Here is a 14,224-nt window from a genome sequence, read left to right on the forward strand (position 1 = left end):
TATGCCTCGCCCGATCACGTACCTGTACTCCGCCGTCGATGCGTTTGTCGCGGCCGCGGTCGGCCTCGGCGTCCCACTCGTTGCTGTCGTCGCGGTGCAGCTGGCGACGGCGGGTTTCGGCAGCGACTTCCTGGCGGGCTTCCAGTACGCGGCCGCCATTTGGGCGCTTTCGCTCGGTGGCTTCGTGGGTGCGATGATCGATCCGAGCTCTGGACTCCTGCCAGCAGGCAGCGAGGCTGTCGCATTCACCCTCCGGGTCATGCCGCTGGGGCTCACGCTGATCACGGTGTGGCTGGCACGAGTGACCGGGGTCCGCATCCGTGCTGGTTCGGACGTCATCTGGCCAGGTCTCTTCTTCACGACCGCCGTGTTCGGGGCTTGCGCCGCCGGAGTCTCGGTCGCCGCGAGCGGTCGTGGCATCGACATCGGTGTGTGGCAGACCTCGATCGTCGGCGCCGTCATCTTCCTCGCCTCGGCATTTGTGGGTGCCAAGGGCTGGCAGGTTGCACCGATCGAATCTGCCGTCTCGGCGCTCGAGGAACGTGGGCGGGCCATGCTCACGCAGGGGCTTCGAGCAGCTGGCATCATGGTCGGCGGCGTACTGGGTGCAGGCGCGGTGCTGCTCGTCATCGCTGTCGTGGTCGGGCTCGCGAGCATCCTCGCCTTGTTCCAGTCGCTTCCGCTCGACGGGACCAGCGCCATCGTTGTCGGTCTGAGCCAGCTGGTGGTCGCCGTGAACGGCGTCGTCTGGTCGGCAGCGTGGATGCTCAGTACCGGCTTCGCGATCGGCACGGGCTCGCAGGTCACCCCTTCCGAGACGCTCGTGGGTCCGATGCCGGTGCTTCCGCTCTTCGGCGCGATCCCCGCGTCGCCGCCGCTGCTCGCTATCTCGGTCATCGCCGTCCCGGTTCTGATCGGTCTGGTGGCGATGGTCGGTGTTCGGATGCACGCCCCGGCCGGAGCTGCACGCGGGGTGTGGTCGCGCGTCTCGATCGCGCTTGCCGCCGCCGGTGTCGCCGCGGTAGCCATCGGGGTGCTTGCCCTCGTGGCGGGTGGGTCGGCCGGGCCAGGTCGCCTTGCGGATGTCGGCCCGTTCCCCCTGCTCACTGGGGCGAGTGCGTTCGGGACGCTCGCGCTTGGTGCCCTCGTCGGCGCGCTCGTGCCGCTTTCCGCGGAGCAGTTCGACGACGACGAATTCGGTGACGCTGAACGGCCCAACAGTCCTGGCGAAGCGCGGGATGGCCGTGGGGCTGAGGGAGAGCAAGCGAAGGTGGGCAAGTCACCGGTGCGCGAAGACGCAGCGGCGCCGAACCCACGCGCGAGCAAGCGCCGTTCGGCACGCGAGAGCTCCGACGAGCGACCCTGGGTCGCTGACGCCGTCTCGAAGCGCTTCGAGGATCCGGGTGAGGCTGAGCAAAAGCCGGGCACCGCGCTCGAGATCCGGGCGGACGATCCGCCGGCAGAGCGCCAGACGTCCGAGATTCGCCGCGCGAAGCGGCTCAAGGTCGAGAACCCGCGGTACGACGACGAGCCGGACATCTACGCCGACATCGACCTCGACGACTGAGAGACCCATTGGATGTCCTCTCGAGAGACGACTCGATTGTCCACTCGACTAGACTGACCCGGTGCTCAAGGTAGTTGTCCTCATCTCCGGCGCGGGTTCGAACCTGCGTGCGCTGCTCGAGACACTCCGGATCTCCGCTGATTCCGAGTCGCCCATCGACGCCGAGGTCGTCGCGATCGGTGCGGATACGCAGGCTGCTGGCCTCGCGCTCGCGGAGGAGTTCCGCATCCCGTCGTTTGTAGTGCGGCCGAAGGACTTCGCCGACAGGACGGCTTGGGGTGCGGAGCTGCTCGCCCAGATTCAGCAATTCGAACCGGACCTGACCCTGCTCTCCGGGTTCATGAGGCTCGTGCCGCCAGCCGTGGTGGATGCACTTTCCCCGAGTCTGGTGAACACCCACCCCGCGTACCTGCCTGAGTTCCCCGGCGCCCACGCCGTGCGCGACGCTCTCGAGGCAGGCGTCCCCGAGACGGGCGCCTCCATCATCATCGTCGACAACGGTGTCGACACCGGACCGATCATCGATCGTGTCCGCATCCCCGTGCTCCCCGGTGACACCGAGGAGCTGCTGCACGGCCGCATCAAGGTCGCGGAGCGCCGTCTGCTGGAAGACACTGTCCGAGGCGTCGCCTCAGGCGAAATCGCACTCGAGGAAAGAGCCACCGCATGAGTACCCCCGCCTCCCACGGATCCTCCCACGGATCGCTGGCAACCCTCGAGCGCATCGAGCCGAAGCGCGCGCTTGTCTCCGTAAGCGACAAGAGCGGGCTCATCGAGCTCGCCGCCGGCCTCAAGGCCGCTGGCGTCGAGATCGTCTCGACGGGCTCGACGGCGAAGACCATCCGCGAGGCCGGCTACGACGTCACCGACGTCCAGCAGGTCACCGGGTTCCCCGAGTCGCTCGACGGCCGCGTCAAGACCCTGCACCCAGGCGTGCACGCCGGCATCCTCGCGGACCGTCGCATCGACGACCACGTCCGTCAGCTCGAGGAGCTCGGCATCGCGCCGTTCGAGCTCATCGTGGTCAACCTGTACCCATTCGTTGAGACGGTCGCGTCTGGGGCGGATGCGCCTGCGATCATCGAGCAGATCGACATCGGCGGCCCCGCGCTTGTGCGTGCCTCTGCCAAGAACTTCGCGAACGCCACGATCGTGACGTCGCCGAGCGACTACACGAAGGTGCTCGAGGAGATTTCGGGCGGCGGCGTGACGCTGTCGACGCGCCGGGCGCTTGCCGCGGCCGCTTTCCAGCACACCTCGAGCTACGACCAGGCCGTCGGCGCGTGGTTCGTGTCGCACATCGCCGAGGTCGAGGCCGCAGGCCAGGCGGCCGTCGCCGATGATGCGTCCGAGGTGCTCCCGAGCTCGTTCACGATCGAGGGCACCCAGCTCGCGACGCTGCGCTACGGCGAGAACTCGCACCAGGTCGCCGCGGTCTACGGCCGCGATGGTGGGCGCGGCATCGCCCAGGCGGAGCAGCTCCACGGCAAGGAGATGTCGTACAACAACTACGTCGACGCCGACGCAGCCCTGCGTGCAGCCTTCGATCACACGTCGCCCGCCGTCGCCATCATCAAGCACGCTAACCCCTGCGGCATCGCCGTTGCGCCCGAGGGCCTCGCGCCCGCTGAGGCCATCGCAGAGGCACACCGCCGCGCACACGCCTGCGACCCGGTCAGCGCCTACGGTGGCGTCGTCGCCGCGAACCGCGAGGTCTCGCCCGAGATGGCGCAGACCCTCTCCAAGATCTTCACCGAGGTGGTCATCGCGCCGAGCTTCGCCCCCGAGGCGCTCGAGGTGCTCAGCGCCAAGAAGAACATCCGCCTGCTGCAGCTCCCGGCCGACCCTGCGCTCGAGGAACGTGAGGTGCGCCAGATCTCCGGCGGTTTCCTCGTGCAGAGCGCCGACCGCTTTGAGGCTGACGCGTCGCTGCTCGAGGGCTGGACGCTCGTGGCGGGCGCCCCGGCGTCTGGCCAGACCGTTGATGACCTCGAGTTCGCCTGGCGTGCCTGCCGCGCCGTCAAGTCGAACGCGATCCTGCTCGCCTCCGAGGGTGCATCCGTCGGCGTCGGCATGGGCCAGGTCAACCGGGTCGACTCCTGCCACCTCGCCGTCTCGCGCGCGGGGGAGCGGGCCGCGGGCTCGGTTGCCGCGTCAGACGCGTTCTTCCCCTTCGCGGATGGCCTTGAGGTCTTGCTCGAGGCAGGCGTCAGCGCCGTCGTGCAGCCGGGAGGATCCATCCGCGACGAAGAGGTCATCGCGGCCGCCGAGAAGGCTGGCGTGACGATGTACTTCACCGGCGAGCGCCACTTCTTCCACTGATTCGCGCGGGCCAGCGCCGCCGGGCGCTGGCTTCAGCTCGCCCGCACACGACACCCACGAGAGCAGCAATTGAGCACCAAGAACTCCCAGCCCGTCACCCACGTGAGCGAGCTCGACGGCGGAACGCGCTTCAACGCGGCGCTCGTCGCGGCCATGGGCGTCGCGTTGGCGACGCTCCTCACCTCGCTTGTGGTCATGAACGAGCGAGACCTGACAATGGTGCTCTCGCCGCTCACGACGCTCACGGACACGTTCGACTTCTACTCGCTTTCGGTGCTCATCCTGCTGGTCCTCGTCACGCTTGTCGGTTGGCTCGGGTGGCTCCGCAACTGGTGGATCTCCGCGATCGCCGGCCTTGTAGTGACGGTTCTCGCCGGCACCGTCGGCTATGTGGTGCGGCTCGCGACGGGCGGCGCCGAGTTCACTGGTGAGACCTGGTCGGCGATCTTCACCGAGTTCTTCGGACTCAACTTCGTGTTCCTCGTGTCAGGGACGGTCTTCACAGCCCTCATCGGTCCGGCGCTGTTCCGCCGCCAGGTCGCTGACATGCTCCAGGATGTGTCGGGCCGCGTCGCGCACGCCGGAGAACTCCGCCGGTTCGCGGAGTCGAGCAGGAAGCTCGCGCTTGTGCGCATCCCCGCAGCCAACCCGCAGGACGCTCAGGTCACGTTCCAGGAGCGAGCCGAGGTCGACCGAGATCGCGCCAACGAGCAGTGGGAGTCCTACGTGGCGCTGCTCGACGAGCACGGCTGGGAGACACGCGAGGTGCCAGCGGCTGAGACGATGCCGGACTCGGTCTTCACGGAAGACCAGGTTGTTGTGCTCGGTCAGGTCGCGATCCTGGGCCGGAGTGGAGCAGCATCCCGTCGAGCCGAGCTGCCCGGCGTGCGCGCGTCCCTCTCCGAGACGGAATTCGTGACGATGGAGATCGAAGCGCCAGCCACACTCGACGGCGGCGACGTGCTGCTCGCGGGCGACACGGTCTACGTCGGGGCCTCGACCCGCACCAACGCTGAGGGCATCCGGGCGCTCCGAGAGATCGCCCTCGACCTCGGCTACCGGGTGGTGGCGGTTCCTATCAAGGGTGCTCTGCACCTGAAGAGCGTCGCGACGGCGTTGCCAGACGGCACCGTCATCGCCTGGACGCCGGCGCTCGAGCAGCCTTCGCTCTTCGGCGGCTACATCGAGGCACCCGAACTGCTCGGCGCGAGCATCCTGCCACTCGACGCGGACACCGTCCTCGTCTCGGCAGCGGCCCCCGCGACCGCGAAGCTCGTGAAGCGCCTCGGCTACAACGTCGTCACCCTCGACCTCTCGGAGTTCGAGAAGCTCGAGGGCGGCGTCACCTGCCTGTCGGCCCGCGCCTACTAGTCGGTCGCACGAGCAGTCGCTAGCGCATCCCCGATCGTTGCGCGGCGGTTCGCCCTCTTGCAGTCCTGCGAGAGGGCGAACCGCCGGGCAGTGATCGTGGGGAAACGCTCTACAGCGAGCCGGTCCCGTGCTGGCTGAGCTCCCGCTCGCCGACGGTCTCGCCGTACTGGGTTTCCCCTGTGACGATGAAGCCGAGGCCACGGAAGAAGTCGCCAGGCCCGAGGTCGCCCTCTTCCCAGATGGTGGTCACCTTGTCGAAGCCGCGGCGCGCGGCCTCGTCGAGGATCGCGTTCACCGCGAACGACCCGATGCCGCGACGCTGGAAGTCGGCGTCGACGTTCATCCGCAGGATCGTGGCCCGGAAGAGCTCGTCTGGAGCATCCTCGTCAAAGTTCGCCATGATGAAGCCCACGACGCGACCGTCAAGGACAACAACCCTGGGCCACGACGTCGTCTGGTTGACGTAGGCCTCCGAGATGGAGTTCGAGACGGGCGCAACAAACGCCTCTTGGCCTGGTTTCAGTGTGAGCGTGTTGGCGGCGACGATGTTGTCGGCGGACAGCTCTTCGATATACAGCTCGCTCATGCATGCAGGGTAGCGGTCCGTCTGAGTATTTCTCCGAATGCGGCCCCGGTAGGCTGTAGGCAAACCGCGCGCAGAAGGAGAACTTTATGGCGAAGATCAAGGTCGAGGGAACGGTTGTCGAGCTCGACGGCGACGAGATGACCCGCATCATCTGGCAGAAGATCAAGGACACGCTCATCCACCCGTATCTCGACGTGAACCTCGAGTACTACGACCTGGGCATTGAGAAGCGCGACGAGACGGACGACCAGATCACGGTCGACGCGGCTCACGCGATCCAGAAGCACGGCGTCGGCATCAAGTGCGCGACGATTACCCCAGACGAGGCACGCGTCGAGGAGTTCGGCCTCAAGCAGATGTGGCGCTCCCCGAATGGCACCATCCGCAACATCCTCGGTGGCGTCATCTTCCGTGAGCCCATCATCATCTCGAACATCCCCCGCCTCGTACCTGGCTGGAACAAGCCCATCATCGTGGGACGCCACGCGTTCGGCGACCAGTACCGGGCTACCGACTTCCGCTTCGCGGGCGAGGGAAAGCTCACGGTCGAGTTCACGCCGGACGACGGCTCCGAGCCGCAGAAGTTCGAGGTCTTCCACTCCCCGGGCGACGGAATCGCCCAGGTGCAGTACAACCTCGACGCGTCCATCACTGACTTCGCTCGTGCGTCGCTCAACTACGGACTCACGCGCGGCTACCCCGTGTACCTGTCGACGAAGAACACGATCCTGAAGAAGTACGACGGTCGCTTCAAGGACATCTTCCAGGAGATCTTCGAGGCCGAGTTCAAGGAGAAGTTCGACGCAGCGGGCATCACGTACGAGCACCGCCTCATCGACGACATGGTCGCCGCTTCGCTCAAGTGGGAGGGCGGCTACGTCTGGGCCTGCAAGAACTACGACGGCGACGTCCAGTCGGACACGGTCGCGCAGGGCTTCGGCTCGCTCGGGCTCATGACGAGCGTCCTCACGACTCCTGACGGCAAGGTCGTCGAGGCTGAGGCAGCGCACGGCACGGTCACGCGCCACTACCGCCAGCACCAGCAGGGCAAGCCCACGTCGACGAACCCGATCGCTTCGATCTACGCCTGGACGCGCGGCCTCGCGCACCGCGGCAAGCTCGACGGCAACCAGGAGCTCATCGACTTCACGCAGGCGCTCGAAGAGGTTGTCATCGAGACCGTTGAGTCGGGCAAGATGACGAAGGACCTCGCCGCGCTTGTCGGTGAGGGAACGCCGTACCAGACGACCGACGACTTCATGAACTCGATCGCCGAGAACCTCGCCGCTCGAGTTTCCGCGTAAGCGACGCTCGACGTCCCCAGGGACTGGTGAAGCCCCGCATCCTGCCTCGGCAGGGTACGGGGCTTCTGCGTTGGGCGAATAGGGTGGATGCATGAGCAACTCGCCAGTTCGCATCACTGTCACTGGAGCAGCCGGGAACATCGGCTACTCGCTCCTCTTCCGCATTGCGTCGGGCTCCATGCTCGGCAACACCCCGGTGGAGCTGCGCCTGCTCGAGATCCCCCAGGCCGTCAAGGCCGCGGAGGGGACTGCCATGGAGCTCGCCGACGGAGCCTTCCCATGGCTTCGGTCGGTGGATGTCTTCGACGACCTCGAGGCGGCTTTCGACGGCACGAGCATCGCGTTGCTTGTCGGGTCGATGCCCAGGCGTGACGGCATGGATCGGGCCGACCTCCTCGAAGCGAACGGCGGCATCTTCGCGCCGCAGGGCCGGGCGATCGGGCAGCATGCGGCCGACGACATCCGAGTGCTCGTCGTCGGGAACCCGGCCAACACCAACGCAGCGATCGCACGTGCGGCGGCGCCAGATGTGCCCGCTGAGCGCTTCACGGCCATGATGCGTCTCGACCACAACCGCGCGATCGCGCAGCTCGCAGCGAAGGCGGGCGTCGGGGCCGGCGAGGTCTCGCGCATCCACGTCTGGGGAAACCACTCGAACACGCAGGTGCCAGACGTCGACCACGGCACGATCGGCGGTATCCCGATCCGGGAGCGCATCGCAGACGACGCCTGGATCGACGGCGAGTTCGTCACGACCGTTGCAACGCGAGGCGCATCGATCATCAAGGCGCGAGGCGCTTCCTCAGCCGCGTCGGCGGCCTCCGCGGCAGTCGACCACATGCGCGACTGGGTGCTCGGTACACCAGAGGGCGATTGGACGACGGCGGCGCTGCCCTCCAAGGGTGACTACGGAATTCCCGAGGGCCTCGTGGCTGGCGTCCCCGTGACCTCGCAGGGCGGTGAGTGGGAGGTCGTGCAGGGACTCGAGCTCAGCGAGCTCACTCGGACGCGCCTCGCGGCCACGGTTGCCGACCTCGAAGCCGAACGCGATAGCGTTGTGGGTCTGGGATTCGTCCCGTCGACCTCCTGAAGTGAGAAGAGCTGCAATGACCACTGCCGAACCGGACATCCTCGCACTGGAGGTGCTGATCCGTCGCGACGGCGTCGGCGAGATTCGGGAAGGCGACTCGGTCGAGCGCATCATCGCGGCCGACGCAGACGAACTCCGCAACGAAATCATGACGCGTGTGGTCGACCGTGCGACGCGCGAACAGCTCGTGATCGACCTCCGCACGATAGACATCGACGGTGTCTTCCCGCTCCGCGTCTCGCCGGATGGCAGCCTCATCGAGACCGGGAATGTCGGTGAGCTCGCTCCCGGCGAAGACGAGCTGACCGACCGGCTCAAGCTCGGTGGGACCGAAGGTGACAGCCCCGCAGGCGACAACAACGAGGCGCAGGGAGGCGCGCTAGGGGGTGGCGAGCCGCACGTCGACGGCGGTTACGAGGCCTCGGTCGGAGCGAACAGCGACGGCTTCCTCCCGCAGGGCAATGTGCACGAGACAGTCCGCATCCCTCGAGTCGAGATGATGCACCACGCGCTCGACCACGAAGTCGAGGTCGGACCTGTGGCGCAGGATGCACAGCAGTTGGAACCTGCGCAGCCAGGGCCAGAGCCACAGCCCCAGCCAACTCCAGCACGCGGGTTCGCGCCTGACGGTGCAGCTCAGGGCGCACCGGCCGGGGAAGCAGTCGCGCCTCCCGTGTGGTTCGAGGACCGGATCGACGAGGACGGCCTCGAGGACACGCAGCCGTGGCAGCCGAGGTTCCCCCGGGACGCTCGAGCTCAGCGAGAGCTGGACGAGATCGAGAACGTGGAGACCGGGCCGCGCGACATCATCCGCCCCGGCCTCCCGCCGCAACCGACAAACACCGCTCCTGTTGCCGCATCCGCGTCCGTCGCCCGTGCCGCTTCCACGACGGCTCCAGAACGCCGCAAGAGCGACACCTCGGCCCCGACGCTCGCCGACTTGCTCGCCGACAAGCAGGCGGCTCCGGAAGCGCCAGCGCAGCAGGGCTGGCGCAGTGCCCTCCGCTTCGGCACGGGCGGGCTCATCAAGCTCGGGCCAGGCGAGGCCGAGCGCGTCAAGCGCGACGAGATCCGCCGAGTGCAGCGCCAGTTCGACGGGTCGCGGACCGTTGTTGTCATGAACCCCAAGGGGGGCGCGCACAAGACCACCGCGACGCTCATGATCGCAGCCACGTTCGGCGAGATCCGCGGCGGCTACACGCTCGCCTGGGACAACAACGAGACGCGAGGCACCCTCGGGTGGCGCTCGCATGCCGGCAACCACCGCAACACGGCGGTCGACTTCCTCCGTCAGCTGCCGCGCTTCGAGGTCTCCGGCGGCGCAACCATCGCCGACGTCGACCGCTTCGTGCGTCCACAGGGTGATGCCCAGTTCGACGTCCTCGCCTCCGACGACGACGCAGCATCCGCCGCGATCATCGACGCAGAAGCCTTCTCGCGCATGCACCGCACGCTCAGTCGCTTCTACCGCGTGCTTGTTGTCGACACGGGCAACAACATGCGTGCCAGCAACTGGGAGGCGGCCCTCGACGTCGCCGACCAGCTCGTCATCGTCTCCACGGCGCGCGAGGACACGGCGGCATCAGCCGCCTGGCTCGCCGACGGCCTGCGCGAGCGTGGGTTCGGGGAAAAGCTCGAGAACGCCGTGACGATTCTCTCGAGCCCCTCCGCGAAGGAGGACCAGGCGCTCACGGAACGCCTGCACCACCACTTCGAGCGGCTCACGCGTGCCGTGGTTGAGGTACCGTACGACCACGCCTTCGTCGGCGGCGGTGAGCTGAGCGTCTCCAGCCTCAAGCCGGCGACGCGAGACGCGTGGCGAACGGCTACAGCCGCCATCGCGGAACGCCTCTGACCGAAACCCAGACCTAGGAACCCAGTGCTCACGATCTCCCACACCTCCCGTGCTGCCAGCCCGGAGGAGATGGATGACATCCAAAGCGGTCTCAACGACCGCTACGGTGTTGTCCTCTCGTCCGGCGTCGAGTACCCGGGCAGGTACACGCGATGGGACATCGGGTTCATCGATCCTCCGCTCATGATCGAGGGGCGAGGGTTCGCCCTCCGGATGCGCGCCCTCAACGAACGGGGCAGCATCCCGCTGCGTGCGTTCACCGCGGCCTTCGAGCGACTGGACGGCGTGACCGTGCGGGTGCTCGCCGACGGCGAGGTGGAGATCGACGTCACTTCGCAGCGCGACGAGATCATCCCCGAAGAGCAGCGAACGCGCAGACGGTCGAGCTTCAGCGTGCTCAGAGCCATCATCGAGACCATGCCGGACGACGTGCCGCACCTCGGCCTCTACGGCTCGTTTGGCTACGACCTCGTTCGCCAGATCGAGGCTCTGGAGGCTCCGAACGGCGGCGACCAGAGGGACCTCGTCGTGTTCCTGCCTGACTCCGTGCTGGCCGTCGACCGGCAGCGCGGCGACGCCATGAGGCACGACTTCGAATTCTCCGACGGGGAGACGACCACTGAGGGGATGCCTCGCACAGAGGTCCTGAGCCCCTTTGTCGCGCCCGCCGCATCCGCTCAATCGTCGCGCGATCACGAACCGGGGGAGTACGCGGCCCTCGTCGAGTCGGCCAAGGCCTCGTTTGCTCGCGGCGACTTGTTCGAGGTTGTGCCAGGTCAGGCGTTCCGCCGCCCCGTTCGCACGAGCCCGGCGGACGTGTTCGCGTACCTGAAGCGCAATAATCCAGCCCCATACGCGGCACTGATGAACCTGGGAGGCCAGGAGTTCCTCGTCGGCGCCAGCCCCGAGATGTTCGTGCGGGTCGCGGGCAGCCGGGTCGAGACCGTCCCCATCTCGGGCACCATCGCGCGCGGAGTCGACGCGATCGAGGACGCCGACCGCATTCTGGAGCTTCTCAACAGCGACAAGGACCGCTCCGAGCTCACGATGTGCACCGACGTCGACCGCAACGACAAGTCGCGCGTCTGCGAGCCGGGATCGATCAAGATCATCGGCAGGCGACAGGTCGAGCTCTACTCGAAGGTCATCCACACGGTCGACCACGTCGAGGGTCGACTGCTCCCAGAGTTCGACGGGCTGGATGCGTTCGCCACGCACATGTGGGCCGTCACCGTCACCGGCGCCCCGAAGATCTGGGCCATGCGCTTCATCGACGAGCACGAGCGCAGCCCCCGAACCTGGTACGGCGGCGCCATCGGCGTGCTCCTCGCGAACGGCGACGTCAACACGGGCCTCACGATCCGCACCGCGATGATCCGAGACGGGATCGCCGAAGTTCGCGCGGGCGGCACGCTGCTCATGGATTCGACGCCGGCCGCGGAAGAACTCGAGACCGAGATGAAGGCGTCCGCGCTCCTCGAGGCGCTTGATGCCCCCGCCGATTCCGTGCTGCCTGAGCCAGTCGCCGAGGCGGAGCCCACGCTCAGCGGGGCCGGCCACCGCATCCTCTTCCTGGATCACGAGGACTCGTTTGTGCAGATGCTCGCCGGGTACATGCGCGAGACCGGCGCCGAAGTGCGCACCGTGCGCATCCCCAAGGGCGGCATCGAGCGCGCCGAGATGGCGCGCATCCTCGACGAGCAGCAGCCCTCGCTAGTCGTCATGTCGCCGGGGCCGGGTTCGCCGAGCGACTTCAAGTCCTCCGAACTGCTCGACGAGATCGTCGAACGTTCCCTTCCCGTGTTCGGCGTCTGCCTCGGCCAGCAGGCCATCGGGGAGTACTTCGGTGCATCCCTCGGACAGCTCGGGTACCCGCTACACGGGCAGGAGCGCGATGTCATCGTCACGAACCCGGGCTTCCTCGACGCCCTCCCAGAGCGCTTCGTGACGGGCCGCTACCATTCGCTGCACATCGACCCGGCCACGATGCCCGACAGCCTCGTGCTCGTCGCCTCCGACGACGACGGCATCCCGATGGCCATCCAGCACCGGGAACTGCCGATCTTCGCAGTGCAGTTCCACCCCGAGTCGCTCATGACGCTGCGCGACTCGGCGGGTAAGCGCATCATCGAGGCCGTCATGGAGCGCATCCCCGCGCGCGTGCCCGCGTCCTGAGGTCGCACCCTTGGCCGGGGCTTCTGAGGTCGCGCCCTTGGGCGGGCAAACGGCTGCCTCCATTGCGGCTGCTTGCCGTCGCACGTCGGGCGGCCGCGTCGTGTCCTGTCGGCGCTCCTGGCCAACTTCCGTGATGAATGGCTCGATCCGGCGAGTTCGCGTTCGATCTGCGAGCTCTCATCACGCAAGTTGGTCAAAGCGAGTTAGGGGCGAGCGCCCAGGTGTCGTCGCCGATGGCGGGCGCCGCACTGACCAGGGCCGAGAGCTGCGGGACGGCACCGAAAAGCGCGAGCGCGGCGGTCACCGGCCGCGAGCTCAGTGCCAAGTAGCTTCGGACGCCGTAGCCACCTCCGAGCAGCGTGTGGTCTGGGAAATCGGCCCGCAGGTAGGCGCGGCGCTTGCCATCGCCGCCTCGAAGCGTCCGACGCTCCCGGAAGTTCGTGACCACGCGGGTTTCCGGACGGGAGGTGACCTCGGATCCGGCGAGCGACCGTGTCCAGGCGACGGCCGCCGCCCCGTGCTTCTCGCCGGAGCCGAGCATGATCGCGACGTCGATCTCGTCGCCCTCACGCGCATCCAGATCGCCGACGAGTGCGGTACTGAGGCCGGGTGCCAGCCCCGCACCGAGAAGCACGGATGCTCCGGCCTCGTCCGCGGTGTGCCGGAGGGCTGCGAGGTAGGCCCCGGTCGCTGAGATGTCGACGAGTGTCGCACCGCCGAGGTGGAGAGCGACGGCCGGGGCTTCGACGCCGGAGGCGTTGATGACCACATCACTCTGCGCGGCCAACCGCTCGAAACCTTCGAGGTCTCGCGCCAGGTCCACCCGGACGCTGCCCGGCCGCGGTCGCCTGCCAGCGCGGGTCACTTCGTGCCCGTTCGCCTCCAGGAGCTCGGCGATGCTGGTGCCGACGGCGCCGCTTGCCCCGACGACGAGTGTCTTCACGCCGCGGGCTCTGCTGGCGGAACCGCCACGCCCATGCCGCCGCCGGTGCTGCGGCCTCGGCGCACGACGCGGAGGTGCAGCTTCGTGAGCTGTGGCACCACGAAGTAGACGGCGAGGAGCACCACGATGGCGGTGAGCAGCGCCGTCGCCAGCAGGCCCGGCCAGGTGGGCGTAAACGTGGCGAGAAGGGCGCCGACGATCGAGACGAGCGGGAAGATCGCGAGCCAGGTGATGAAGGCGCGCTCGTGGACTGAGACGGGTGGCATGGGTACTCCAAACGTTCGGTTGGATTTGGAGCTAGGGCCGATCTTCGGTAAAAGCAACTGATTGGTTGGAGTTGGTATCATTGGACATGGCCTGGGACACGGAACGCACAAAGCAGCTGCTCCTCGACTCCGCGACGAGCCACTTCAGCGAACGTGGCTGCTCCGGGGCTCGGGTCGACGCGATCGCCAAGGACGCGGGGGTCAACAAGGAGCGCATCTACCAGTACTTCGGCGACAAGCAGGCGCTGTTCGGGAGTGTCCTCCAGCACGCGCTGCTGCGCATCTTCGACGCGGCTGAGCTCACGGGCGAAGGCCCGGAGGCAGTCGGCGCCTACGCGGTGGCGCTCTTCGACCGCTACGACGAGCATCCGGAGTTGCCACGCCTCTTGGCGTGGGAGGGGCTCGAGATCAAGGGCGGACTCGCGCTCGAGGAGCGCATCGCGCGGTGTGCCGGCAAGGCTGCCGCCATTCGCTCGGCGTGCCCCGGAATGACTGAGGCAGAGTCGCGGCACGTGCTGCTTAGCGTCGTCACACTCGTCAACGGCTGGTGGACGCTCGGCCAGCTCCGCGACATCATGCTCGACGGAACTTCGGACCACGCCGACCGCCGGTCGATCCTCGCCGCGCAGGTCACAGCGGTCGCCGCGTCAGCCACCTGACTCCGCAGCGACGTTCGAGCAGGCCCGCGTTCTCAGTCGAGCAGCTCAGTTGCACCGCCGCCTCTGTCGCGTCGAACTCGCTCTGT

The 14,224-nt window shown here is 67.5% G+C and carries 12 protein-coding genes; 9 read left to right on the plus strand and 3 right to left on the minus strand.

The features are described 5' to 3' along the window. Position 1 precedes the first annotated feature (1 nt). From FHX72_RS13990 to FHX72_RS19120, 4 genes are all read left to right on the plus strand, one after another. Entirely contained in the window at positions 2-1,567 is a 1,566-nt protein-coding gene (locus tag FHX72_RS13990) for a cell division protein PerM (protein ID WP_183625895.1), read from the plus strand. Between the two features lie 61 nt (positions 1,568-1,628). Continuing rightward, positions 1,629-2,237 carry a phosphoribosylglycinamide formyltransferase gene (gene purN, locus FHX72_RS13995; protein ID WP_183625896.1) on the plus strand — a complete coding sequence of 203 codons (609 nt, stop codon included), beginning with the start codon at positions 1,629-1,631 and terminating at the stop codon, positions 2,235-2,237. After that, on the plus strand, positions 2,234-3,889 hold the full coding sequence (gene purH / locus FHX72_RS14000) for a bifunctional phosphoribosylaminoimidazolecarboxamide formyltransferase/IMP cyclohydrolase (RefSeq protein ID WP_183625898.1): 1,656 nt from the start codon (positions 2,234-2,236) through the stop codon (positions 3,887-3,889). Before purN ends, purH begins: the two co-directional genes overlap by 4 nt. Before the next feature lie 69 nt (positions 3,890-3,958). Next, the gene (locus FHX72_RS19120) at positions 3,959-5,260 is read left to right on the plus strand and encodes a dimethylarginine dimethylaminohydrolase family protein (RefSeq protein ID WP_244964244.1); all 1,302 of its coding nucleotides are present in this window, start codon (positions 3,959-3,961) and stop codon (positions 5,258-5,260) included. 109 nt (positions 5,261-5,369) lie between these two features. On the opposite strand, the gene FHX72_RS14010 is transcribed toward FHX72_RS19120, so the two are convergent. After that, on the minus strand, positions 5,370-5,846 hold the full coding sequence (locus tag FHX72_RS14010) for a GNAT family N-acetyltransferase (RefSeq protein WP_183625900.1): 477 nt from the start codon (positions 5,844-5,846) through the stop codon (positions 5,370-5,372). Between the two features lie 86 nt (positions 5,847-5,932). Between FHX72_RS14010 and FHX72_RS14015 the strand changes: the two genes are divergently transcribed. The 4 genes from FHX72_RS14015 to FHX72_RS14030 all read left to right on the plus strand — a co-directional run bounded on the left by FHX72_RS14015 (position 5,933) and on the right by FHX72_RS14030 (position 12,270). Then, positions 5,933-7,150: an NADP-dependent isocitrate dehydrogenase gene (locus tag FHX72_RS14015; RefSeq protein ID WP_068479962.1), complete on the plus strand. Its 1,218-nt coding sequence runs from the start codon at positions 5,933-5,935 to the stop codon at positions 7,148-7,150. Between the two features lie 91 nt (positions 7,151-7,241). Then, complete coding sequence (locus FHX72_RS14020) at positions 7,242-8,240, plus strand: malate dehydrogenase (RefSeq protein ID WP_183625902.1); 999 nt, start codon at positions 7,242-7,244, stop codon at positions 8,238-8,240. A gap of 16 nt (positions 8,241-8,256) precedes the next feature. Further along, entirely contained in the window at positions 8,257-10,095 is a 1,839-nt protein-coding gene (locus tag FHX72_RS14025; RefSeq protein ID WP_183625904.1) for a MinD/ParA family ATP-binding protein, read from the plus strand. Between the two features lie 24 nt (positions 10,096-10,119). Next, the gene (locus FHX72_RS14030; RefSeq protein WP_338110141.1) at positions 10,120-12,270 is read left to right on the plus strand and encodes an anthranilate synthase component I; all 2,151 of its coding nucleotides are present in this window, start codon (positions 10,120-10,122) and stop codon (positions 12,268-12,270) included. Positions 12,271-12,463: 193 nt separating this feature from the next. On the opposite strand, the gene FHX72_RS14035 is transcribed toward FHX72_RS14030, so the two are convergent. Both FHX72_RS14035 and FHX72_RS14040 read right to left on the minus strand, forming a co-directional pair. Further along, positions 12,464-13,213, minus strand: coding sequence for an NAD-dependent epimerase/dehydratase family protein (locus FHX72_RS14035; RefSeq protein ID WP_183625908.1), 750 nt, complete (start codon positions 13,211-13,213; stop codon positions 12,464-12,466). Next, a complete protein-coding gene (locus FHX72_RS14040; RefSeq protein WP_183625910.1) occupies positions 13,210-13,479 on the minus strand; it encodes a putative antibiotic biosynthesis monooxygenase in 270 nt (89 codons plus the stop codon). The genes FHX72_RS14035 and FHX72_RS14040 overlap by 4 nt, the downstream gene beginning before the upstream one ends. Before the next feature lie 86 nt (positions 13,480-13,565). Here FHX72_RS14040 and FHX72_RS14045 point away from each other — a divergent pair, with 86 nt between their 5' ends. After that, positions 13,566-14,138, plus strand: coding sequence for a TetR/AcrR family transcriptional regulator (locus tag FHX72_RS14045; protein WP_183625911.1), 573 nt, complete (start codon positions 13,566-13,568; stop codon positions 14,136-14,138). The last annotated feature ends 86 nt before the right edge of the window (positions 14,139-14,224 follow it).

The organism is Pseudoclavibacter helvolus (assembly GCF_014191305.1).
Taxonomy (GTDB): domain Bacteria; phylum Actinomycetota; class Actinomycetes; order Actinomycetales; family Microbacteriaceae; genus Pseudoclavibacter; species Pseudoclavibacter helvolus.

What these genes read in the sequence shown, in the direction of transcription:
- FHX72_RS13990 (WP_183625895.1), top strand. Translation starts at nt 2, where the DNA reads ATGCCTCGCCCGATCACGTACCTGTACTCCGCCGTCGATGCGTTTGTC.
- purH (WP_183625898.1), top strand. Translation starts at nt 2,234, where the DNA reads ATGAGTACCCCCGCCTCCCACGGATCCTCCCACGGATCGCTGGCAACC.
- FHX72_RS14010 (WP_183625900.1), bottom strand. Translation starts at nt 5,846, where the DNA reads ATGAGCGAGCTGTATATCGAAGAGCTGTCCGCCGACAACATCGTCGCC.
- FHX72_RS14015 (WP_068479962.1), top strand. Translation starts at nt 5,933, where the DNA reads ATGGCGAAGATCAAGGTCGAGGGAACGGTTGTCGAGCTCGACGGCGAC.
- FHX72_RS14020 (WP_183625902.1), top strand. Translation starts at nt 7,242, where the DNA reads ATGAGCAACTCGCCAGTTCGCATCACTGTCACTGGAGCAGCCGGGAAC.
- FHX72_RS14025 (WP_183625904.1), top strand. Translation starts at nt 8,257, where the DNA reads ATGACCACTGCCGAACCGGACATCCTCGCACTGGAGGTGCTGATCCGT.
- FHX72_RS14040 (WP_183625910.1), bottom strand. Translation starts at nt 13,479, where the DNA reads ATGCCACCCGTCTCAGTCCACGAGCGCGCCTTCATCACCTGGCTCGCG.
- FHX72_RS14045 (WP_183625911.1), top strand. Translation starts at nt 13,566, where the DNA reads ATGGCCTGGGACACGGAACGCACAAAGCAGCTGCTCCTCGACTCCGCG.